The organism is Marinobacter sp. UBA3604 (assembly GCF_002375325.1).
Classification (GTDB): domain Bacteria; phylum Pseudomonadota; class Gammaproteobacteria; order Pseudomonadales; family Oleiphilaceae; genus Marinobacter; species Marinobacter salarius.
In genome coordinates this window covers 143,767-166,370 of the sequence record NZ_DFMB01000036.1, presented here as the reverse complement: position 1 = coordinate 166,370, position 22,604 = coordinate 143,767, and the positions used below count along the sequence as shown (strand labels likewise).

Annotated in this window: 22 protein-coding genes and 1 tRNA gene; 10 read left to right on the top strand and 13 right to left on the bottom strand. The window is 59.1% G+C overall.

Annotated elements, in window-relative coordinates; translation table 11 throughout:
• Positions 1–59: 59 nt before the first annotated feature.
• The 7 genes from B2590_RS10675 to def all read right to left on the bottom strand — a co-directional run bounded on the left by B2590_RS10675 (position 60) and on the right by def (position 7,654).
• Positions 60–136: transfer RNA gene (locus B2590_RS10675), tRNA-Pro, on the bottom strand.
• 56 nt (positions 137–192) lie between these two features.
• Complete coding sequence (gene glyS, locus B2590_RS10670) at positions 193–2,280, bottom strand: glycine--tRNA ligase subunit beta (RefSeq protein ID WP_286847940.1); 2,088 nt, start codon at positions 2,278–2,280, stop codon at positions 193–195.
• A gap of 2 nt (positions 2,281–2,282) precedes the next feature.
• Positions 2,283–3,308, bottom strand: coding sequence for a glycine--tRNA ligase subunit alpha (glyQ, locus tag B2590_RS10665; protein WP_036212087.1), 1,026 nt, complete (start codon positions 3,306–3,308; stop codon positions 2,283–2,285).
• A gap of 127 nt (positions 3,309–3,435) precedes the next feature.
• Entirely contained in the window at positions 3,436–4,839 is a 1,404-nt protein-coding gene (gene trkA / locus B2590_RS10660; RefSeq protein WP_036211787.1) for a Trk system potassium transporter TrkA, read from the bottom strand.
• Positions 4,836–6,137 carry a 16S rRNA (cytosine(967)-C(5))-methyltransferase RsmB gene (gene rsmB, locus B2590_RS10655; protein WP_036211791.1) on the bottom strand — a complete coding sequence of 434 codons (1,302 nt, stop codon included), beginning with the start codon at positions 6,135–6,137 and terminating at the stop codon, positions 4,836–4,838. The genes trkA and rsmB overlap by 4 nt, the downstream gene beginning before the upstream one ends.
• Entirely contained in the window at positions 6,138–7,073 is a 936-nt protein-coding gene (gene fmt / locus B2590_RS10650) for a methionyl-tRNA formyltransferase (RefSeq protein ID WP_286810033.1), read from the bottom strand.
• Between the two features lie 77 nt (positions 7,074–7,150).
• Positions 7,151–7,654, bottom strand: a complete 504-nt coding sequence (gene def / locus B2590_RS10645) for a peptide deformylase (protein WP_036211796.1) — start codon at positions 7,652–7,654, stop codon at positions 7,151–7,153.
• A 374-nt stretch (positions 7,655–8,028) separates the two neighbouring features.
• Here def and B2590_RS10640 point away from each other — a divergent pair, with 374 nt between their 5' ends.
• The 8 genes from B2590_RS10640 (at position 8,029) to B2590_RS10605 (ending at position 14,870) form a co-directional block, all read left to right on the top strand.
• Positions 8,029–9,045, top strand: a complete 1,017-nt coding sequence (locus B2590_RS10640; protein WP_075196395.1) for a LysM peptidoglycan-binding domain-containing protein — start codon at positions 8,029–8,031, stop codon at positions 9,043–9,045.
• A 130-nt stretch (positions 9,046–9,175) separates the two neighbouring features.
• Entirely contained in the window at positions 9,176–10,342 is a 1,167-nt protein-coding gene (gene dprA / locus B2590_RS10635) for a DNA-processing protein DprA (RefSeq protein ID WP_127402048.1), read from the top strand.
• 26 nt (positions 10,343–10,368) lie between these two features.
• Positions 10,369–10,944: an L-threonylcarbamoyladenylate synthase gene (locus B2590_RS10630; protein WP_075196393.1), complete on the top strand. Its 576-nt coding sequence runs from the start codon at positions 10,369–10,371 to the stop codon at positions 10,942–10,944.
• A gap of 8 nt (positions 10,945–10,952) precedes the next feature.
• Positions 10,953–11,891, top strand: a complete 939-nt coding sequence (hemF, locus tag B2590_RS10625) for an oxygen-dependent coproporphyrinogen oxidase (protein ID WP_286810032.1) — start codon at positions 10,953–10,955, stop codon at positions 11,889–11,891.
• Positions 11,884–12,711 carry a shikimate dehydrogenase gene (aroE, locus tag B2590_RS10620; RefSeq protein ID WP_286847939.1) on the top strand — a complete coding sequence of 276 codons (828 nt, stop codon included), beginning with the start codon at positions 11,884–11,886 and terminating at the stop codon, positions 12,709–12,711. The genes hemF and aroE overlap by 8 nt, the downstream gene beginning before the upstream one ends.
• An 84-nt stretch (positions 12,712–12,795) precedes the next feature.
• Positions 12,796–13,569, top strand: a complete 774-nt coding sequence (locus B2590_RS10615) for a MotA/TolQ/ExbB proton channel family protein (protein WP_075196391.1) — start codon at positions 12,796–12,798, stop codon at positions 13,567–13,569.
• Between the two features lie 3 nt (positions 13,570–13,572).
• Positions 13,573–14,406, top strand: coding sequence for a flagellar motor protein MotB (locus B2590_RS10610; RefSeq protein WP_075196390.1), 834 nt, complete (start codon positions 13,573–13,575; stop codon positions 14,404–14,406).
• Positions 14,407–14,552: 146 nt separating this feature from the next.
• On the top strand, positions 14,553–14,870 hold the full coding sequence (locus B2590_RS10605; protein WP_007152958.1) for a PA4642 family protein: 318 nt from the start codon (positions 14,553–14,555) through the stop codon (positions 14,868–14,870).
• A gap of 26 nt (positions 14,871–14,896) precedes the next feature.
• Here the strand turns inward: B2590_RS10605 and B2590_RS10600 are convergent, their stop codons facing one another.
• Together B2590_RS10600 and B2590_RS10595 are read right to left on the bottom strand one after the other, a co-directional pair.
• The gene (locus tag B2590_RS10600; RefSeq protein ID WP_286810844.1) at positions 14,897–16,516 is read right to left on the bottom strand and encodes a hypothetical protein; all 1,620 of its coding nucleotides are present in this window, start codon (positions 16,514–16,516) and stop codon (positions 14,897–14,899) included.
• 15 nt (positions 16,517–16,531) lie between these two features.
• Complete coding sequence (locus tag B2590_RS10595; RefSeq protein WP_041332737.1) at positions 16,532–17,068, bottom strand: gamma carbonic anhydrase family protein; 537 nt, start codon at positions 17,066–17,068, stop codon at positions 16,532–16,534.
• Positions 17,069–17,276: 208 nt separating this feature from the next.
• Between B2590_RS10595 and prlC the strand changes: the two genes are divergently transcribed.
• Both prlC and B2590_RS10585 read left to right on the top strand, forming a co-directional pair.
• Positions 17,277–19,322: an oligopeptidase A gene (gene prlC, locus B2590_RS10590; protein ID WP_041332739.1), complete on the top strand. Its 2,046-nt coding sequence runs from the start codon at positions 17,277–17,279 to the stop codon at positions 19,320–19,322.
• Between the two features lie 61 nt (positions 19,323–19,383).
• On the top strand, positions 19,384–19,632 hold the full coding sequence (locus B2590_RS10585; protein WP_091643245.1) for a YheV family putative zinc ribbon protein: 249 nt from the start codon (positions 19,384–19,386) through the stop codon (positions 19,630–19,632).
• Positions 19,633–19,982: 350 nt separating this feature from the next.
• Here B2590_RS10585 and B2590_RS10580 read toward each other — a convergent pair whose 3' ends face one another.
• The 4 genes from B2590_RS10580 to B2590_RS10565 form a co-directional block, all read right to left on the bottom strand.
• Positions 19,983–21,305: a Na+/H+ antiporter family protein gene (locus B2590_RS10580; protein ID WP_286810843.1), complete on the bottom strand. Its 1,323-nt coding sequence runs from the start codon at positions 21,303–21,305 to the stop codon at positions 19,983–19,985.
• Positions 21,306–21,411: 106 nt separating this feature from the next.
• Positions 21,412–21,648, bottom strand: a complete 237-nt coding sequence (locus B2590_RS10575) for a DUF1653 domain-containing protein (RefSeq protein WP_286810842.1) — start codon at positions 21,646–21,648, stop codon at positions 21,412–21,414.
• 54 nt (positions 21,649–21,702) lie between these two features.
• A complete protein-coding gene (locus B2590_RS10570) occupies positions 21,703–22,089 on the bottom strand; it encodes a DoxX family protein (RefSeq protein ID WP_286810841.1) in 387 nt (128 codons plus the stop codon).
• Positions 22,090–22,160: 71 nt separating this feature from the next.
• Entirely contained in the window at positions 22,161–22,601 is a 441-nt protein-coding gene (locus tag B2590_RS10565; protein WP_286810840.1) for a group I truncated hemoglobin, read from the bottom strand.
• Between the last annotated feature and the right edge of the window lie 3 nt (positions 22,602–22,604).

The window sequence follows — 22,604 nt, the reverse complement described above, 5'->3', positions numbered from 1 at the left end:
ATGCCTGGCGCACAACGAAAAAGAGCCCATCCGAGGATGAGCTCTAAGTCGTTGAAATCTGGTCGGCGTGGCAGGATTCGAACCTGCGACCCCTTCGTCCCGAACGAAGTGCGCTACCAAGCTGCGCCACACGCCGATCAACGGCCGGTATTATACGGATTGGCTGGTTTTTTACCAGCCCCCGTATGATTTTCACTGCCCACTGGCAGTGGGTAATACCGAGATATCCGCCACCCGCAGGAACAGGTTACGCAGCAGGTTGAGCATGGCCAGGCGGTTATTACGCACGGCCTCGTCGTCAGCCATCACCATGACTTCATCAAAGAAGTTATCCACCGGCTCCCGCAGGCTGGCGAGAGAGCTCAAGGCCGTCGCGTAATCGCCTTTTTCAAACAGTGGCAATGCCTTGTCGGCTTGCTGGCGGATTTGGTCGGCCAGTGTTATTTCCGCCTTGTCCTGCAACAACTCACTGTCGATGCTTTCACCAATGCTGTCGCCACCCTGCTTGGTAAGGATGTTGGACACCCGTTTGTTGGCGCCGGCCAGGGCCAGGGCTTCCGGTAGCTGGCGGAAGGCTTCCACGGCTTTCACCCGGCGGTCAAAGTCCAGCGGGCGTGTTGGACGGCGGGCGTGCACGGCGAGGTAGACTTCGGCACTGATGCCCTGCTCTTCATAATGCGCACGGAACCGTTCCAGCATGTAGTCCACCACCGTGTTGGCCACATTCGGTTCGGTGATGCTGTTGTGTTCCTCTACCGCCCACTCGCACAGGGTTTGCAGGTCCAGCGGCAGCTCCCGCTCGATGATGATGCGCAATACGCCCAGTGAGGCTCGACGCAGCCCGAACGGGTCACGGGTACCGGACGGTGGCTGGTTGATGCCGAACAGCCCCACCAGGGAATCGATGCGGTCGGCAATGGCCACGGCGCAGCCCGTCAGTGTTGCGGGCAGGTCGTCACCGGCAAAGCGGGGCATGTACTGCTCGTTCAGTGCGCTGGCCACGTCTTCGTTCTCGCCGTCGTTGGCGGCGTAGTACTGGCCCATGATGCCCTGCAGGTCAGTGAACTCCAGCACCATCTCGGTGACCAGGTCGGTCTTGGCGAGCATGGCGGCGCGCTCAGCCAGAACGGGATCGCTGCCAATGGCGTCGGCGATCTTCTTCACCAGTGCGGCAACGCGCACGGATTTGTCGTAAATGCTCCCCAGCTTGTCCTGGAACACGATCGGCTTGAGCCGGTCGATGCGGTCTTCCAGCCGGGTCTTGCGGTCAGTGTCGTAGAAGAAAGCCGCATCAGACAGGCGTGGGCGGATGACCTTTTCGTTGCCGGAAATGACCTGTTGCGGGTCCTTGCTTTCCAGGTTGGCGACGGTGATGAACAGCGGCAGCATCCGACCGTCAGCAGAGACCACGTGAAAGTACTTCTGGTGTTCCTTCATGGAGGAAATCAGTGCCTCGGCGGGAACTTCCAGGAAGCGTTCCTCGAAACGGCCCATAAGCGGCACGGGCCACTCGTTGAGGGCGGTGACTTCATCCAGCAGGTCTTCATCGATAACCGCCTGGCCGCCTGCTTCTTTCTTGGCGATGGCGGTGACGCCGTCGCGGATCTGCTCGCGGCGTTCGGCGAAGTCAGCGATCACATACCCTTCCTGGCGCAGCACCACTTCGTAGTCGCCGGGCGTGGGCACGATCAATGATTTCGGGCAGTGGAAACGGTGGCCACGGGTTTTATTACCCGGGGTCAGCCCGATGATCGGGGTGTCGATCACCTTGTTGCCGAACAGTAGGATGGCCCAGTGCACCGGGCGCACGAACTCGGTTCTGTGCGCGCCCCAGCGCATGCGTTTTGGGATCGGCAGTGCGGCCAGGGACTGGTCTACCAGTTCCGGCATCAGTTCAACGGTGGGACGGCCTTTCTCGATGGTGCGATAGACCACCCAGGCGCCCTTGTCGGTTTCCATGGTGTCGAGCTGATCTGGTGTTACGCCCAGGGAGGTGGCGAAGCCGGTCAGTGCCCGGGTGGGGTTGCCGGAATCGTCGAACGCAGCTTTCACGGCCGGGCCGCGTTTTTCCACCGGTTTGTCCGGCTGAGCGTCTTCCAGGTCCCGTACCCTGACGGCAAGCCGGCGTGGTGCAGCAAAGGCTTCCACCTTGCCGAACTGAATACCCGCCTCTTCCAGGCCATTGGTAATGCCACGGGTAAACGCGTCCGACAGTGGCTTGAGGGCCTTGGGAGGCAGCTCTTCAGTGCCCAGTTCGACCAGAAAATCCTGTTTTGCCATGATTATGCGTTCCCCTGTTCCTGCTGAGCTTTTTTCGCTTTCTTACCCTTCTTGCCATTCGCCTTTTCGGCGGCGGCCTCGGTCGCTGCCAGTACCTCTTTGCGCAGGGCATCCGGTGCCAGCGGGAAGCCAAGCTTGCGGCGGCTGTCGAAATACGCCTGGGCAACGGCCCGGGCCAGGGTGCGAACCCGCAGGATAAAACGTTGGCGCTCGGTCACGGAGATGGCGTGGCGGGCGTCAAGCAGATTGAAAGTGTGTGACGCCTTGAGCACCTGCTCATAGGCGGGCAATGCCAGGCCGGCTTCAATCAGGCGCGCGCTCTCGCGTTCGTGTACATCGAAGCTGTGAAACAGGAACTCGGTGTCGGCGTGCTCGAAGTTGTAGGTGGACATCTCCACCTCCTGCTGATGGAACACGTCGCCGTAGGTGACTACACCATCCGGGCCTTCGGTCCACACCAGGTCGTAGACACTGTCCACGCCCTGCAGGTACATGGCGATGCGCTCAAGCCCGTAGGTGAGCTCGCCGGTGACCGGGTAACATTCCAGGCCGCCCACCTGCTGGAAGTAGGTGAACTGGGTTACTTCCATGCCGTTCAGCCAGATTTCCCAACCCAGACCCCAGGCGCCGAGGGTGGGTGATTCCCAGTTGTCCTCGACGAAACGGATATCGTGTACCAGTGGGTCCAGCCCAAGAGCCTTCAGGGAATCCAGGTACAGCTCCTGAATGTTGTCCGGAGACGGTTTCAGCACCACCTGGAACTGGTAGTAGTGTTGCAGGCGGTTGGGGTTCTCACCGTAGCGGCCATCAGTGGGGCGGCGGCTGGGCTGAACGTAGGCGGCGTTCCAGGTTTCCGGACCGATGGAGCGCAGGAAGGTGGCCGGGTGGAAAGTGCCGGCACCCACTTCCATGTCCAGGGGCTGGAGGACGACGCAGCCGTGCTGCGCCCAGAAGTTCTGCAGGGCGAGGATCAGGCCCTGGAAGGTTTTGATGTCCGGCGTGTTTGCGGAAGTTGCCTTGTCTGTCACGACGTTTGCCTGCTGGTCAGTCTGTGTGTGGCGCCCGGGCATCTGGCCGGGGCACTCCGGAAAAAAGGGGCATTATACGCCTGCCAATCGCGTATTTCTAAGTTGGGTTCAGAAGATTGATTTTGCGCTAGAAGAACGTCAGTCCCACCTGGAACAGTTTCTCCACATCCCGTATCCGCGACTTGTCCACCAGGAACAGGATAACGTGGTCATCCGGCTGTACCCGCAGGTGGTCGTGGGCGATGAGGACCTCGCTGTGGCGGACGATGGCGCCGATGGTGGTGCCTTCCGGCAGGTTGATTTCGTCAAGTCGCTTGCCCACTACCCGGGAGGACCGGTGGTCGCCATGGGCGATGGCCTCAATGGCCTCAGCAGCGCCCCTACGGAGTGAGTGAACGTTTACTACGTCCCCGCGGCGAATGTGGGTAAGCAGGCTGCCAATGGTGGTTTGCTGGGGTGAAATAGCGACATCAATGTCGCCGCCCTGGATCAGGTCGACGTAGTCCGGGTTGTTGATCAGCGTCAGTACCTTGCGGGCACCCAGGCGTTTGGCCAGCAGTGACGCCATGATGTTGGCTTCGTCATCGTTGGTGACCGCACAGAAGACATCGGTATTCTCGATGTTCTCTTCCAGCAGAATGTCCTTGTTGGCGGCGTTGCCCTCCAGCACCACGGTTTTGCGAAGGTTCTCGGACAGCATCACGCAACGTTCGTGGTCCCGTTCCAGAAGTTTCACCTGGTAGCGGGATTCGAGAGTATGGGCCAGGCGCTGGCCAATGTTACCACCCCCACAGATGAAGATGCGCTTGTAGGGTTTTTCCAGTGGCTGCAACTCGCTCATGACCGAGCGAATATGGTCGGAGGCAGCGATGAAGAAAACCTCGTCGCCGTCTTCGATCACCGTATCCCCCTGAGGCATGATCGCCCGGTCTTTCCTGAAAATGGCGGCGACCCTTGTTTCGATTTTGGGCATATGGCTGCGCAGGTACGACAATTCGTGGCCAACCAGTGGGCCGCCTTCCGTCGCCCGAATGGCGACCAACTGAACAAGCCCCTTGGAAAACTCCAGTACCTGCAGCGCGCCGGGGTATTCGATCAGTCGTGTGATGTGCTTGGTGACCAGGTGCTCCGGGCTGATCAGAACATCGATGGGGAAACCCCGCAGGCTGTCCAGATCCTTTTTCTGATCTCGCTGGTAGAACAGTTCTGGTTTTGCCAGGTAGGCGTTGGCCCTGACCCGGCAGATGGTTGTCGGGGTTTTGTAGAGCAACTTGGAGACCTGGCAGGCCACCATGTTGACCTCGTCACTGTTGGTCACGGCGATGACCATGTCGCCATCTTCAGCGCCTGCCTGACGCAGAACCGTGGGGAAGGAGGCCATGCCCTGGACAGTCCGAATGTCCAGGCGATCCTGAAGCTCCCGCAGGCGGGTACTGTCACTGTCGATCACGGTGATGTCGTTGGCTTCGTTGGCGAGGTTTTCTGCCAGGGTCCCGCCCACCTGGCCGGCACCGAGAATCAGGATTTTCATGGTTCGGGTTTCTCCAGCACAGCGTAGAAAAATCCATCGTGGCTTTCGGGAACAGGCAGCATCTGGCGGCCGGTTTCCATATCGCGCCCCCAAAGGACATCGGGCTCCACCAGGGCAGCGTCGTCCTGCTGCTTCAGGAATCGACGAATTATACGGTGATTCTCCTGCGGAAACACCGAACAGGTGGCATAGACCAGGCGCCCTCCGGGTGCGAGCACTTGCCACATCGACTCCAGCAGACCCAGCTGAATGCTGGCGAGCGGGACAATGTCTGATTCACGGCGCAGCAACTTGATGTCCGGATGGCGGCGAATCACGCCGGTGGCGCTGCAGGGAACGTCCAGCAGGATGCGATCGAACGGCTTCCGGTCCCACCACTGGTCAATATCTGCGGCATCGGCCTGTTTCAGTGTCGCCACGAGATCCAGCCGTTCCAGGTTTTCCTGCACCCGTGGCAGTCGATCAGCGGATTCGTCGATAGCGACCACTTCTTCCAGTTGTCCGCAGCTTTCAAGGATAGCGCAGGTTTTGCCTCCCGGTGCGGCACAGGCATCCAACACCCGTTGGCCGGGCGCCAGGTCCATCAGGGTGGTGCAGAGCTGGGCTGCTTCATCCTGCACACTGACCGCGCCTTCGGAAAACCAGGGCAGAAGATCCACCGGCACCGGGGCGGCCAATTGGATGCCGTGGGGCGCAAACACGGTTGCGTTGGCATCGATACCGGCATCGGACAGTAATTGCAGGTAGTCGTCGCGGCTGAAGCGCAGGGCGTTCACCCGCAGGGTCATGGGGGCCTGGGTGTTGTTGGCTTCGAGAATAGCCTGCCAGTCGTGAGGCCAGTTATGGCGTAGTTTTTCAAGCATCCAGGGAGGGTGGCTGAAACGACCGATTTCGTCGGCAATGGGCGGCTCCCCTTCCCGCTCCGCAGCCCGCAGAACGCCGTTCACCAGCCCTGTCAGATGTGGTTTGTCGAGGGCGCGGCAGGCTTCCACGGTTTCATTCAGAATCGCGTAGGTGGCCTGCTGACTGAAGCGAAGCTGGAACAGTGCCACCAGCATCAAGTGGTGGACCACCCGGTCGGATTTGCGCAGCGGTTTTTTCAGGCGCGCCTGTAACTCGCCATCGAGCCGGTGAAACCAGCGACAGGTGCCGTAGCACAGTGCCTGTAGTGGTGGTCGTTCGTTGTCTGCCACATCACCCATGGCGTGGGGCAGGCATTGGGACAGCGACTGGCCGTTCTCAACGGATTGCAAAACCCGGGCAGCAACCGCCCGCAGTGGCTGGCCCTGCTGGCTCATTCAGTTCAGCTCCTGGCCGGGCATCAGTATGTCCTTGCCGCCGTTGATCAGGTCGTTCACCGATTGTGGCCGCGAGCCGGACAACTGCAAACGGGTGATCCTCAGGGATTCCAGGCCGCAGGCAATGTCGATGCCCTCGCGGTCGCGGCGAATCACCGTGCCGGGATGTTTGTCGCTGGTGTCGTCCAGAATCTCCGCCTGATGAATGCGGATGCGCAGATCGTCCAGGTCGGTGTAGGTGCCCGGCCAGGGATTAAAGGCACGAATCAGCCGGCTGATGGCGGGGGCATCCCGGGTCCAGTCGATATGCCCTTCTTCCTTGCTGAGTTTACGGGCATAGCAAGCCCTAGCCTCGTCCTGGACTTCGCCCTGCAGTTCGCCTTTCTCAAGCTGCTCCAGCGACTTGACGATGGCTTCGCCACCCAGGCCAGCCAGACGGTCGTGAAGGCTGCCGCCGGTATCCGCGTCTTCGATTGGGGTAATGGCTTTCAGCAACATTGCGCCGGTGTCGAGGCCAGCGTCCATCTGCATGATGGTAATACCGGTTTCCCGGTCATCCGCGGCGATCGCGCGCTGAATAGGCGCGGCACCGCGCCAGCGAGGCAGTAACGAGGCATGGATGTTCAGGCAGCCGTGACGAGGGAGGTCCAGCACCGCCTGCGGCAGAATCAGTCCGTAGGCAGCGACGATCATCACGTCTGCGTTAAGACTGCGGAGCTGTTCCTGCGCTTCGGGCGATTTCAGGGACTCTGGTTGAAACACGGGAATGCCCGCCTCAACCGCCACCTGTTTGACCGGGCTGGGTGTCAGTTTGCGGCCACGGCCAGCGGGCCGGTCGGGTTGGGAGTAAACGCCAACCACCTGATGATGGGTCGTGAGCAGTGCCTTCAGCGCGGTGGCTGCGAATTCGGGGGTGCCGGCAAAAACAAGTCGCACGGGTATCGCTTCCTGGTCCGTTGAATACGAAAAGACCGGGTTTTCACCCGGTCCCGATTTACGCTGTTTTGGCGGCTTCAGGCGCTTTTCTTGTGAAGCTTTTCCAGTTTCTTGCGAATACGGGTGCGCTTCAGTGAACTCAGGTAGTCCACAAACAGCTTGCCGTTGAGGTGATCCATCTCATGCTGGATACATACCGCCAACAGGCCACGGGCTTCCAGCTCAAAGGGTTTGCCGTCACGGCCAATAGCCCTGATCATGCAGTGTTCGATACGGGAGACGTCCTCGTAGAAACCCGGTACCGACAGGCAGCCTTCCTGCATCTCCTCAAGCTCGCCATCAAGCACTTCCACTTCCGGATTGATGAATACCCGCGGTTCACTTTTGTCTTCGGACAGATCCATGACGATGATCTGCTTGTGTACATTGACCTGGGTGGCTGCCAGGCCAATGCCGGGCGCATCGTACATGGTCTCGAACATGTCGTCGATCAGCTTGCGGGTCTCGTCTGTTACCTCGTCCACTGGCTTGGCAAGGGTGCGCAAGCGGGGGTCCGGGTATTCGAGAATATCTAGTATCATGGCGCTCGTACTTTTGGTGTCTGATTCTGGCTTTCACCGTTATCTTTTGTAACGGTGTGAATACTGTCTCCGAAATGCGACAGCGTACTGCGCATTTTTCCATCCCGTGACTATTATGATCGGGATGAAAGAGCCGGTTTCAACGGGTTTTTGCCGTTTATGGTGCTATTATCCCTCAACTCGCTCATTGAGTACAAACTGATCAGTTGATAGTCAAAAGCTTTCGACCATAGCGTAGAATTTACTGGAAGAACAAAAGATAACATCACAATTTGCGAGACATCTTCTATAGTAGTGGTATAAAAGGCAGAGTACCGGCTGCTTACCAAGAACAGAATCTATCGATTCAAGGCACGCGATCAAGGACTTAAACAATGAGGAAACTGCTGTACGCTCTGGCAGCAAGCATGCTGCTGCTAACCTCCTGGGCCCACGCCGCCCCGGAACTGAGGTCCGATCATCCCGAGCGTTACACTGTCGTGAAGGGTGACACCCTGTGGGATATTTCCGCCCGCTTCCTGAATAACCCCTGGTACTGGCCGGAAATCTGGCACGTGAATCCACAGGTTGCAAACCCACACCTGATCTATCCGGGTGACGAGCTGGCGCTGGTCTATATTGACGGCAAGCCGCGTGTTACCAAGGTTTCCAGTGATCGGGTGGTGAAGCTTTCACCAAAAGTGCGTTCCGAGCCCATCGATACGCCGATTCCCGCGATTCCCCTGGATGCGATCAGCAGTTTCCTGACCGACACGCGTATTGTTGACGTTGAGGCACTCAATGGCGCGCCTTACGTGCTGGAAGGCGAGGACGGCCGGATAATTACCGGCGCGGGTGATCGGATTTACGCCCGTGGTGAGAAGCCGGCTGACAATGTGGGCGTCTTCCGCCGCAGCAAGGAATTCCGCGATCCGGAAACCGGCGAGTTCCTTGGCCTTGAGGCCCGGAGTATTGCCCGCGGCGAAGTCATTGCCGAGAATAAAGACGTTCTGACACTCCGACTGAAGCAGTCCAATGAGGAAGTGCGCATCGGGGACCGTCTGCTGGTTGGCGAAGAGCGTCGCATCACCACCAGTTTTGTGCCCAGCTCTCCCGACAGTGACATCGAGGCCCAGATGATCTCGGTCGATGGTGGTGTCAGCCAGATCGGGCAGTTTGACGTGGTGGCTATCAACCGCGGTGAACGGGAAGGTCTGAAGCCGGGCAATGTCATGGCCGTGCTGAAGAGTGGCAATCTGGTTCGGGACCCGGTCACCAATGAAACCATCGAACTGCCCTCCGAGCGTGCCGGGCTGATGATGGTGTTCCAGACCTACGAGAAAATGAGCTATGGCCTGATCCTGCAGGCCACCCGTCCGTTGTCGGTTGGTGACAAGGTGACCAATCCCTGAGCTGATCACAACGTAAGACGTCCGTAGAAAGGGAGCCGCATCGCCGGCTCCTTTTTTTATGGCATAATTCACCCTCGGCCTGCCAGGAAGGCAGGCCCCGTTAGCCAACCCTGATCCACGGAAGGATGCCATGCCCCTCTCTACCGAGCCCCTGTCTGTCCCGAACCTGTTCCAGTCGGAACACGGGTTCTGGATATTCCTGTCCTGTCTGCCGAAATTCGGAGCCCGTCGCCAGCAGGCGATCCTCGAACAGATTCCGGATTTCCAGCATCTCCTGACCCATAACGCCGCCACGCTGAAAGCACTGGGTTTGGCGGCGGAAACGATCGACGCTCTCCAGGCATGGCGCCGCCAGGACAGCGCTCACCCTGTGATCGCCAGCGCCGACGGCATATACCGGGATTGCCTGCGGACCGGCACGGCTATCCTGACCATCGCCGATGCTGACTACCCCGAGCCTCTCAGGCATATTCACGACGGGCCATTGGTCCTCTATGTGCGCGGTGATCGCTCCCTGCTGGGGCGCGAGCAGATCGGTATTGTAGGTAGCCGCAACGCCACCCGGGCCGGGCTGGAACATGCCCGTTCCTTTGCCGCGGCGCTCGGCCAAAAAGGCTTGCTGGTGACCAGCGGGTTGGCCCTGGGGGTGGACGGCGCCGCCCATGCCGGCGCCCTGGATGCCGGCTTCCCGACCGTCGCCGTGATTGGCAATGGTGTTGATAAGCCTTACCCCTACCGCCACCGCACGCTCAGTGAGCGCATCGCCGGAGAGGGAGTGATTGTCTCCGAATACCCGCCAGGCACCTCCGCCAAGGCGGGCCACTTCCCTCGCCGAAACCGGATTATCAGCGGCCTTAGTCGAGGTATCCTGGTGGTAGAGGCGGGACTCAAAAGCGGCTCCCTGATCACCGCCCGACTGGCGCTGGAACAGGGGCGGGAGGTATTTGCGATTCCGGGCTCGGTCCACAATCCTTTGGCACGGGGCTGCCATCACCTGATACGCCAGGGTGCGAAGCTGGTGGAAACCGTGGACGATATCTGCGAGGAACTCGGCGGCTGGTGGACCAGTCAGAACGAGGGCGATTCCTCTTCGGTGATCATGAAAAGGCCAGCACCCGAAGGCCTGGACTCCCGGGAAATCGCGGTGCTGGAGGCTTTAGGGTATGATCCGCAGTCAACCGATGATTTGTGTTCAGTGACCGGTCTTCCCGCCGATCAGTTGATGCAGTCGCTGCTTCTCTTGGAGTTACAGGGATTGGTGGATTCTGCGCCGGGAGGGTTTCAACGGATTGGCTGAGCCACGTTTACAGACTTGAAGATTTCATGAAATTACCACAGCAACCTTTGTCCGACTGGCACCTTCATTGCGCCCGCCGCACCGTCCTTGGTGGCGGGGTCATTGCCTATCCCACGGAAGCCGTCTGGGGGCTGGGTTGTGACCCCTGGGATCAGGACGCCGTTGAACGGGTCCTGTCGCTCAAGCAGCGTCCCATGGAGAAGGGACTGATCCTTGTGGCGGCGTCTGTTGATCAGATACGGTTCCTGTTGGACCCATTGCCGAAGGAGCAGCAGCGCCAGGCGATGAGTCATTGGCCTGGCCCGGTTACCTGTCTTCTGCCGGATATCCGCAAGCAAATCCCACAACAGGTTCGGGGGCATCACAGCTCCATCGCTGTCAGGGTCAGTGACCACCCTGTTGTGCGCGCCTTGTGCGAGGCGGTCGGCTTTCCCCTGGTTTCAACCTCCTGTAATCCGGCAGGACGCCAGCCGGCCCGTTCCTCCTGGCAGGTACGTCGTTACTTCGAGGGCCAACTGGATTGGCTGGTGCCAGGAGACCTGGGCGGTAATCGTCAACCCAGCCGTATCATCGATATCGTCAGCGGAAAGCAACTGCGCTAGGAGTTCCCATGTCTCAGCACCCTGTCCAGCACCCCGACACCAATGCCGTGAAACAATACCTGCTTGGCCTGCAGGATCGAATCTGCGAACGGCTGGCTGCGGTCGATGGCAAGGGCGTTTTTGAAACCGATGCCTGGGACCGGCCCGAGGGCGGAGGTGGCATCAGCCGGGTGATCACCGATGGCGAGGTGTTCGAGAAAGGCGGTGTAAACTTCTCCCATGTGATGGGCGAGACCATGCCTGCGTCAGCCACCGCGCATAGACCCCACCTGGCGGGTGCGCCCTGGCAAGCCATGGGGGTGTCTCTGGTCATGCACCCTTCGAACCCCTACGTACCCACGTCCCACGCCAACGTCCGGTTTTTTGTTGCGACCCCCGAGGATGCAGAGCCGGTCTATTGGTTTGGCGGGGGTTATGACCTTACGCCCTATTACGGCTTCGACGAGGATTGCGTCCATTGGCACCGGGTTGCGAAAGCCGCTTGTGATCCTTTCGGCGACCAACTGTATCGTGAGTACAAGCACTGGTGTGACAACTATTTCTACCTCAAACACCGGGACGAGCCGCGGGGCGTGGGAGGGTTGTTTTTTGACGACCACAACACCGGGGATTTCAGCCGTGATTTTGCCTTGATACAGTCAGTCGGGGACAGCTTCATCGATGCCTATGAGCCCATTATCGAGCGACGAAAAGCCATGGTGTGGGGCGATCGCGAGCGCGATTTCCAGCTGTACCGCCGCGGCCGCTACGTGGAGTTCAACCTGGTGTACGACCGGGGCACCCTGTTTGGCCTGCAGTCCGGTGGCCGTACCGAATCCATTCTGATGTCGCTGCCGCCGCTGGTGCGCTGGGAATATGCCTTCGTGCCGGAGCCCGGCTCGGAAGAAGCCCGGCTGACGGACTATTTTCTTACTGGACGGGATTGGCTGGAGAATGTCGATGCATAACGATCTTTACGCCGTGGTGGGCAACCCTATCAGTCACAGCAAATCTCCCCGCATTCATAGCCTGTTTGCCCGCCAAACCGGCGAGCAGCTGGAGTACACGGCCATACAGGCGCCAGAAGACGATTTCGCGGGTACCGTCAAAGGCTTTTTCGAACGCGGTGGCAAGGGGTTGAATATCACCGTGCCTTTCAAGGAGCAGGCCTGGCAGCTCGCGGACCTGCGAACCCAGCGCGCCGAGCGAGCAGGTGCGGCGAATACGCTCTACAAAGACAGTAAGGGCTCACTAACCGCCGACAACACGGATGGCAAAGGACTGGTTACCGACCTGATGGTCAACCATGGCGTTCGCCTGGCGGGTAAACGCCTGCTGGTGTTGGGCGCCGGCGGGGCCGTTCGTGGCGTTCTGGGGCCGATTCTTGCGGAAGAACCCGCCGCCTTGACGATTGCCAACCGCACCCTGGCAAAAGCCGAGGGGCTGGTCAGTTTCTTTGAATCCGTGGCCGGCGATACGCACCTGGAGGCCTGCGGATTCGAACAGCCGGCCGACGCTTTCGACGTTATTATCAACGGCACCAGTGCCAGCCTGCAGGGAGATTTGCCGCCGGTTTCCACAAGTGTGATCGGTGCCGACACGGTGATCTACGACATGATGTATTCTCTGCAGACCACCACCTTCAACCAGTGGGCTCTGGACCAGGGAGCCACCCGGGTGTTCGATGGCCTGGGCATGCTGGTGGAACAGGCGGCGGAGTCGTTCCGGATATGGCGTGGAAAAACTCCGGACACCCGTCCGGTGATTGAAGAATTGCGAAACGACTGAGCCCAACCCGGATGAATGGGCTATGCTTCGCAGGTGCAAACGGTTCCCGAAGATCGCTGATTAATCGCTGATTTAAGGTCTCTGATGGATATACTCACCCTTGTCGGGCTGGTGGCAGGCGTACTGATTGTCGTGCTTGCGATGCTGGCTAACGCGTCGATACTGACCTTTTTCAACCTTCCGGGGTTGGCGATTGTGCTGGGTGGCACGTTTGCCGTTACCCTGATCAAGTTTCGTCTGCCTTCGGTGATGAGTGCTTTCAGGCTGGCGTTTTCAGCGGCATTCAAGGACCGCGTAGAACGGCCGGCGGAGTTGATCCGCGAAGTTGGAACATTGGCTCTTGTCGTTCGCAAGGAAGGTATCCTGGGCCTGGAAAACCACCCCACCAAAAACGAGTTTCTGCAAAAGGCCATCAATCTGTGCGTGGACGGCCACCCACCGGAGCTGGTTGAAGAAGCTCTGGCCCAGGAAACCCAACAGACGGCTGAGCGTTACGAAGTCTCCGAAAGGGTATTTCGTGGTATTGGTGAATCCGCTCCGGCCATTGGTATGCTGGGTACGCTGGTTGGCCTGGTGCAGATGCTCAACACCCTCGACGATCCGTCCTCCATTGGCCCGGCCATGGCGATCGCCCTGTTGACCACGCTCTATGGCGCCTTCATCGCCCAGCTGATCGCCCTGCCCCTGGCCGACAAGCTGCAGCTCAAGGCCGAAGATGAGGCACGTAACCAGGTACTGATCACCACGTCGATGCGTACTATCATGCGCGGCGAGAATCCCCGGGTTATGACCGAACTGCTGTCGTCCTTCGTAACGCCGGAGCAGCGCAACGGTCTTGCGCCGGAGCGGGAGGCGTAGGTTTTGGTGGTCCGCCAGCCCGTCAAAAAGAAGAAGCATGGCCGTGGCTCCCCGGCCTGGATCGTCACCTTTGCCGATCTGGCCACCCTGCTGCTGACCTTTTTTATCCTGTTGCTGTCCTTCGCCGAAATGGATGTTGAAAAATACCGTGCTATGGCCAATTCCATGGCGGTGGCCTTCGGCAGCAACCAGGTGCTCGGCGATGCGGTGGGGGGCTCGCCGCTGACATTGATTGAGTCGGATACGGTTTCCCTGCCGGAGCCAATGGAGACGGCGACCGACGAGCCCGAATTTATTGATGAACGCGCGGAGGGGGATGCCCCGACCAAAATTCCGGCGGGTGTGATCGATCTGGCCAGCCGAATGATCGAAGAGCTTGAACCGGAAGTGGCTTCGGAGGCATTGAGCGTCAACTACGATGAAAGCCGGGTGGTGATCCGGTTTTCGGAGGAAGCCACGTTCCGCTCCGGAGAAGCGGCGATCAAGCCGGGAATGGTGCCGATCATCGAGCGCGTGGTAGAGGTGTTGTCTGGTTGCACCGGTGACGTTCTGGTGGCGGGTTACACGGATGACCGCCCGATAGCCAGTGGCCGCTATCGCTCTAACTGGGACCTGTCTGCCGCGCGTGCCGTGTCGGTGGTTCACGAGCTGGTGCTGAATCGTCAGGTGCCGGCGGAGCGGGTTGTCGCGGCGGGCCGGGCGGAAACCAACCCGCTGGCGCCCAACGACAGCCCGGAGAACCGGGCCAAGAACCGAAGAGTGGAGATCGCCATCCGCAACCCGCAATGCGACGACAGCGTGGAGACGGATCAGTTACCGGTGGAAATTAACCCGTGAAGTTCGCATATGCCTGCCGGGAAGCTCCTCATAGTGAATTTATATAACCCCGGCGCTTTTAGATCTTTATACTGTGCAGCCCAACGCAAACACATTTGTCGTAACTATTTGCTGTAAAAAGCTGTAACGAAAAGGCCAGAGAGATTATGAGCGGACCTGACAAACCGAAAGTGATTGGTGAGGAATGGAGCGATGAGCGGGTAAAGAGCTTCCTGGCCATTACGCCCTACGACAGCAACATCAATCCTGACTTCAATGCCCTGATCAAGGCCTACCAGGCCATGATTGCCGAAGACTTTGACCGTTTCGTCGGTTTCTTTGTGGAAGCGGGGCGGGATCTCAACGCAGTTGATGAAAATGGTGAGACTATCCTGGACCTGGTGTCGCGGCACCGTCGTAGCACCGCTTACGCTGAGACACTTCGCAAAGCCGGCGCAAAAACAACGGCAGAGGCCGGGAGCTGAATCTCGCCGTTCTCCTTCTTTGCGGGTTACTGCTTAATAAAGCCTGAAGCGGATACTTTTACCGGAATGTGCGGACCGCTGAAAGTCCGATGAAGGAAGGGCCGGAAACTGGCCATTGAAGGCCCCGGTTGACCCGAGTGAGGGTGCGCGCCCCAACGGAATCCGCGTAAGCCTTCCTGATCACCGCTGCCAACAAACGGCGCCAGCATTGTGGGGTCGGCGCTGATCACATGAACAACGACGTCGCGGCTGGCGTTGTCGCCGGTGATCAAAGGGGCCGCCTGATGGTCGCCTGTCAGCACCAGCAGGGTCTTGTTATCCACATGACGTTTGGCGTACTCGGTGGCCACGTTCAGCGCATAATCCAGCGAGCGGGCGTAGTGATCGCGTACGCGCTCGGGGTCCCGCCACAGGCTTGCGGGTGCTTCGCCGGCATCTTTCCAGCGGTTAAAGATTTCTCCATCGCCGATGCTGTCCCAATCGTCCAGAACCGGGAGTATGGGGACCCATGGCGCGTGGCTGCTGATCAGTGCCACTTCAGCGAACACAGGGGTATGATTGGCGCGCTCCCGAATCTGGCGTTGGAACCATGACCAGGTGTACTGATCCGGCATGGTGACCCAGTTCAGGGCGGGTCCTCGATAGCCCATGGAGGTGGAGTGATAGATGCGGTTGTAGCCGAACGCAAGACCCTCCGGCCACTCGCGGGTAATGGCGGGCATAACAGCCACGGAATCATGGCCAGTCGCGCCCATATCGTCAATCAGTGTGGGATAGTCACTGGCCAGGAAAGTGTCGTAATCGAGTTGGGTATCGATCCATTGGCCGCTGAGCAGCGTGGTATGCGCCAGCCAGGATTGACCACCCTGAACGGGGGATTGCAGGCGGCCCGTGACCATATGCAGGCCGGCGTTCGCCAGCACCTGCTCCATTTGCTGGAGGCGAGGCTGGATCAGGCGCCCGTAACGCGGGTCGGTGACGGATGATATGCCGTAGGACTCAATGAACCCCAGGATCACATCGGTTTGAGCAAGCGCCTGCAGTGGCCTGGATTGGCTGGCGCCCGGGTTATCCATCAAATGCTGCTGGAAAGAGGCCGTTGACTGATAGGTATCAGCGGCCAGTTCAACTTGCTGAGTGGCTGCCCGGGCTGCCGTCAGGCCTACGAATGGTTGCGGCAGGAAAGTTACCCCGATGGCGACGATGCCCAGAGACGCAACAGCCCTTGCCGCGGCGCGGGAACGGTTTGCATCAACCTGCCGGAGCAACCGGCTCACGCAGATGCCCAACCCCACGAAGACAGTCAGGGCCATGACGATCAGCACCAGCGACAGCGTCACGCCCAGGTTGCTCTGCAACAGGTTAAACACCGAACCGGCAAGGCCCAGCTCGAGATAGAGATTGAAAGGTCGCCCGATGCTGTGGCGAACCAGAACATCACTCAGTGCAAAGAAGGCGAGCAGGCCAAAGAGAGCGCCAACAGTTGCCGCTCCGACACGCTTCCCCTTGCTTTCAGGTAGAAGAGCGAACAGTCCACTGATCAACAGGGCTTCCGCAGCCAACCAGGGCATTTGGGAATAGTGAGGCAGCAGCAACGCCAGAAACAGAACGTTCAGCAGGATGGTGGTGAGTAACAGTCGCTTCAATGGCGGATCTCTCCACTAAACCTCATTGAGATAGTCGTCCTTGAGTTTGACGTAATTGGCCGCGGTGTACTTGAAGAAGGTCTTTTCCTGATCCGACAACGCCCGGGCCTGTTTGCAGGGTGAGCCCACATACAGGTAACCGGACTCCAGGGTTTTGCCCGGCGGCACCAGGCAGCCTGCGGCGACAATCACTTCGTCCTCCACCACGGCGCCGTCCATGATGATGCAACCCATACCTACCAGCACCCGGTTACCAATGGTGCAGCCGTGCAGCAGCGCCTTGTGGCCAACGGTCACGTCATCCCCGATCTGAAGTGGATAGCCACCGGGGTTATAATCACTGGCATGAGTGATGTGCAGCACCGACCCATCCTGAATGCTGCAGCGGTTGCCGATGCGAATCTTGTGCATGTCGCCGCGCACCACGGTCATCGGCCAGATAGAGACGTCATCCCCGGTCTGGACATCCCCGATAACCACTGCACTGGGATCAATCCAGGCGCGTTCTCCAAATTGTGGCGTGTTACCCTTGTGTGTTCGTACATTCGACATTACATATACCTATATAGCGTTTACCCGAAGGCTCGGGGCACCTGTGGAGAGGCCTTTCCAAAACTGTACGGAGCCATGGATGGCGGAGTCCAAGCGTCACATGGATGTGCCGAAGGAGCGTGTTTTGGAAAGGCCTCCCCACAGGTGCCTTATCCCGATGTTGAATACTCGAAGCTACCTGACAAATTAAAGGCTGAGAAGGGGACTTATGAATAACCCGTTATTGACCGACGACCTGTTGCCCAAGTTTGACCATGTTCGCACCGAGCACATGGAACCGGCAATTGACCAGATTCTCAGCGAAAACCGCGTGAAAATCTCACAACTGGCGCAGCAGGACGAACCCACCTGGGAAACCCTGGCGCAACCGATGCAGGCAACCGAAGACCGGCTGGAAAGAGCCTGGTCGGTGATTTCCCACCTGAACGGTGTGATGAACAGCGACGACCTGCGCAAGGTGTACAAGAACTGCCTGGAAAAGCTCACCGAGTACAGCACCGAGCTGAGCCAGAATGCTGAACTCTGCGAGGCTTACAAGAAGCTGGCAGCAAGCGACCAGTACAATGAACTCAGCGAGGCACAGCGTAAATCCGTGGACAACACCCTGCGGGACTTCCACCTCGGTGGCGTCGATCTGCCCCAGGAAAAGAAAGAGCAGTACGCCAATCTGTCGATGGAGCTGTCGGAGCTCTCCAACCGTTTCAGCGACAATGTTCTGGATGCCACCCAACACTGGTTCAAGCACATCACCGATGTGGAAGAGCTGGCGGGCGTTCCTGAGAGCGCACTCGATGGCGCCAGGCAGGCAGCACAACAGAAGGATCTGGACGGCTATGTGATCACCCTGGATTTTCCCAGTTTCTACCCGGTGATGACCTACGGTGACAACCGCGACCTGCGCCGTGAAGTCTATGAAGCCTTTGTGACCCGAGCGTCCGACATGGGCCCGGATGCTGGCACTTGGGACAACACGCCAGTGATGGCGGAAATCCTCAAGCGTCGTCACGCCATGGCTCAGTTGCTCGGATTCGACAATTACGCCGAGCGCTCCCTGGCCACCAAGATGGCCCGCAATGTGGACGAAGTGCTGGACTTCCTGAACCAGCTGGCGGCCAAGTCCAAACCCATTGCCGAGCGGGAGTTTGCCGAGCTGAAGGCCTTCGCCAGGGACACCCACGGCGTTGACGACCTGCAGGCGTGGGACATCGGCTACTACAGTGAAAAACTGCGCCAGGAACGCTACGACATTTCCCCGGAAACCCTGCGCCCCTGGTTCCCGGTGGACAAGGTGGTCCCGGGCCTGTTTGCCGTGGCCGAGAAGCTGTTCGACGTGCAGATTGAAGCCAAACCAGAGGTAGAAACCTGGCACCCGGACGCGACCGCCTATTGCATCAGCCGCAATGGCGAGCCCCTGGCCTGGTTTTACCTTGACCTGTACGCTCGCCAAGGCAAGCGTGGCGGCGCCTGGATGGCGGACTGCCGGGTACGCTGGCGCAACCTGCGTGGCCAATTGCAACTGCCGGTGGCCTTCCTGACCTGTAACTTCACGCCGCCGGTGAACGGCAAGCCGTCACTGCTGACCCACGATGAGGTCACCACGCTGTTCCACGAGTTCGGGCACGGCCTGCACCACATGCTCACCCAGGTGGATGTGCTGGACGTATCCGGAATCAATGGCGTTGCCTGGGACGCCGTCGAGCTGCCCAGCCAGTTCCTGGAAAACTGGTGCTGGAACCCCGAGTCCCTGGCCCTGATCGCCTCGCACCATGAAACCGGTGAGCCGCTGCCGGACGACCTGCTGCAAAAGCTGCTGGCGGCCAAGAACTTCCAGTCCGGCATGGCGATGGTGCGTCAGCTGGAGTTTTCGCTGTTTGACTTCCGCCTGCACGCGGAATTCACCCTGGATGCCCCCACTAACCCGCTGGATATGCACCGCAAGGTGCGTAGCGAGATTGCGGTGGTGGAAGCACCGTCATTCAACCGCTTCCCCAACAGCTTCTCCCACATTTTTGCGGGTGGCTACGCCGCGGGTTATTACAGCTACAAATGGGCCGAGGTGCTGGCGGCGGATGCGTTTTCGCTGTTCGAGGAGAAGGGTATCTTCGATCCGCAAACCGGCAAGGCGTTCCTGCAGAACATCCTTGAAAAAGGCGGTTCCCAGGAACCGATGGAACTGTTCAAGGCGTTCCGTGGCCGTGAACCGGAGGTGGGTGCGCTGCTGAAACAGACGGGTATTACTGAAGACGCGGCTTAAGCCGATATCACCCGGTCAGTGTTGTGGCTGGCCGGGTTCTGGAATTGTTGGAGTTTTAACCATGGCGACCCCCAAACGTTTTATCGCCGGCGCTGTCTGTCCCCGTTGTGCGGAGATGGACAAAATCATGATGTTTACCACCGACGACGATGATCAGGTTCGCGAGTGCGTCGCCTGCGGTTTCACGGATGCGGTGTCTGATACCCCGGAGCCGACCAATCCCGAACTGGAAACCCGGGTGAACAAGCTCGACAACGAAGATGATCATACCGTTAAGCAGGTGGTGTTCTTTTCTTCCAAGGATGATTGAGGCTTTGGAGTTTGCCCTCTTTTTGTAGCCTGCCTGGTTTGGGGCTGCGAGGGGGCAGGGGGAGTTTTTGCTCTTGAAATGGAACTCGCTGCGCTCAGACACCCATTTCTGGCGAGCAAAAATCCCCCTACCCCCTCACGAACGAACCACGTCGATATCGCCAGGCGAACGCCGAGGGCTCGTCCCGCACGGCGATATCTTTCTGGTTTAATCCGGAGGGTGTTGGGGTGCTTTCTGCCGGGAAAAAGGTGTCTGAGCGCAGCGAGTTCTTTTTCCCAGAAGAAAGCATCACGACGCCGTCCAGGCCCCCACAAACCAGCAGGCTACAAAAAAGCAGGCAACTCCCAGCCTCAAAGAACCATAGCCGCCAACCACCCAAAGCCCAACAACGGCAGGTTGTAGTGCAGGAACGTCGGCACCACCGTATCCCAGATGTGGTTGTGCTGGCCGTCGACGTTGAGGCCAGCGGTAGGGCCGAGGGTGGAGTCCGAGGCCGGGGAGCCGGCATCGCCCAGCGCGCCGGCGGTGCCGACCAGGGCCACTATGGCCAGGGGGCTGAAGCCCAGTTCCAGGGCCAGCGGCACGTAGAGGGCGGCGATGATGGGGATGGTGGAGAAGGATGAGCCGATGCCCATGGTGATCAGCAGGCCGACGACCAGCATCAGCAGGGCGGCCAGAGCTTTGTTGTCGCCGATGGCAGAGACGGAGCCTTCCACCAGGGTGGCAATGTCACCGGTTTCGCGCATGACTTCCGCAAAGCCGGAGGCGGCGATCATGATGAAGCCGATCATTGCCAGCATTTTCATGCCTTCGGTGAACAGGTCGTCGGCTTCTTTCCATTTCACCACCCCGGACAGGTTGAACAGTACAAAGCCAGCCAGCGCCCCGAGGATCATCGAACCCAACCACAGTTGAACCACGAACGCCGCCACGATGGCGACCAGGGCCATCAGCAGCGTGCCGCCGTTGTAGGTCACATCCACCCGTTCGGTGCGGGCAATGGCGTCCAGATTGTAGTGTCGGTCGCCGCGGTAGCTGAAAAAGACGGCAACGAGAAGTCCACAGAGCATGCCGAGTGCTGGCAAGGCCATGGCGGACATGACATTGAGATCAGTGGCGTCGATGCCGTTGTCACCCACGTTCGCCAGCAGTATTTCATTGAGGTATATCCCTCCAAAACCCACAGGCAGGAACATGTAGGGTGTGATCAGGCCGAACGTGAGCACGCAGGCCACCAGGCGGCGGTCCATGTTCAGTTTGGCCATCACGTACAGCAGTGGTGGCACCACAAGCGGAATGAAAGCAATGTGAATGGGCAGGATGTTCTGGGACGACATGGCAATGGCCAGTAGCAGGCCAACGATCAGTAGGCGGATTCCGCCAGCGGCTTTGCCGTCATCCTGCCGGCCCACCAGGTTCAGGGCTTTGTCCGCCAGGGCATGGGCGAGGCCGGATTTGCCGATGGCGACGGCGAAGGCACCGAGGGTGGCGTAGGACAGGGCGACGGTGGCGCCGCCTCCCAGGCCCTCGTTAAACGCGGCAATGGTGGCGTCCAGTGACAGGCCGCTGATCAGGCCGCCGGCGACGGCGCCAATAATCAGGGCAACAACAACGTGGATGCGGCACAAGCTCAGCACGAGCATGATCACGACCGCAGCAACAACGGCATTCATGGCAAACTCCGGGATGTCGGGGATGGCTTTCAGCGCCCCGGAGGTGGGGCGGTTCAGGAAAGCGCGCTAATGTGCCGGAAACGCGTGCTGCAGTCAAAAATCGTGCTTACGGGTGATCGTCGGCCACGTAGGTAAACCGGGGAACATCCTCGCCAGCGACTTCCACTGTCTCCTGGAACATCGCCAAGGGTCGTACCCATAGGCTGTAGTCACCGTACAGGCAGCGGTATACGACCATCGGCTCTTCGGTTTCGCTGTGGCGGGCTACACCGATGACGTCATAATCCCTACCCTTATAGTGTCGGTATCGGCCTGGGCGGAGCTCTGACTTTTTATCGGTCATCGTATCTGTCTCCATGCGTCGTTAGTTACACGCGACCGGTGACCACTCGAACGGTCAGTTCTTGAGCTTGTAGCGGCCCGGTCCAAGAAAAATAACGGCAATGGCAATGAACAGGAAGAAGCCCTGCAGTTCGAGTGCCCAGCCGCCGTTGTTACCCAGTGCCATCAGTTCATGGCTGTGTACCAGAGCAATGGCCACCAGCATGTTGAAGGCGATGAGTAACGCGCCGATACGGGTCTGGTAACCCAGGATCACCATCAGTGGTGCCAGCAACTCACCAATGAACACGCCCCACGCGAAAAAGGCGGGAATCCCATGGCTGGCCAGTTGGCCTTCGATGAAGCCCACGCCATGGAACAGCTTGGCGATGCCATGAAACAGCAATAGTCCGCCCAGGGTCAGTCGAACAATCAGTTTTCCCAGATCCGCGTTGTCGAGCAAGGTTTATTCTCCCGTCAGGAAAGGTTTATCGGTCAGCGGGCAAGCTTAACCGGTTTGTCGCCCGGCTCAAATCAAAGGTTGCGGATCTGGGGGTACAGCGGCACCAGTTTTTTGATCAGTTGGTTCTGCGCACCCGTGGGTATGCCGTTCTCTTCCATGGCCAGGATGAGGTTCTCAGCCAGGGCATTGAATTGGGTGTCCGTCACGTTCATATCGGCGTGGCTTTCGCGCATTCCGCGCCCGGAATAGGTGCACGGCCCACCACTGAGTTCGCAGAGTTGGTCCGTCAGGTTGGTGTGGAACTGGCGCACGTTAATGCCACGAAACTGATCGTTGATACGCTCGTCTTCGACAATCCGGTAGAGCAGGTCTTCGACGATATCGGCAATGCCGGAACGTTCCCCAAGCTGCTGATAGAGAGAAGTATTCTGTTGGCTGGATTCAACCATGGACTGGCAACCGGAGAGAGCCAGAAGAGGTAATAGAACCAAGATGATGACAGAATGTTTCATAAT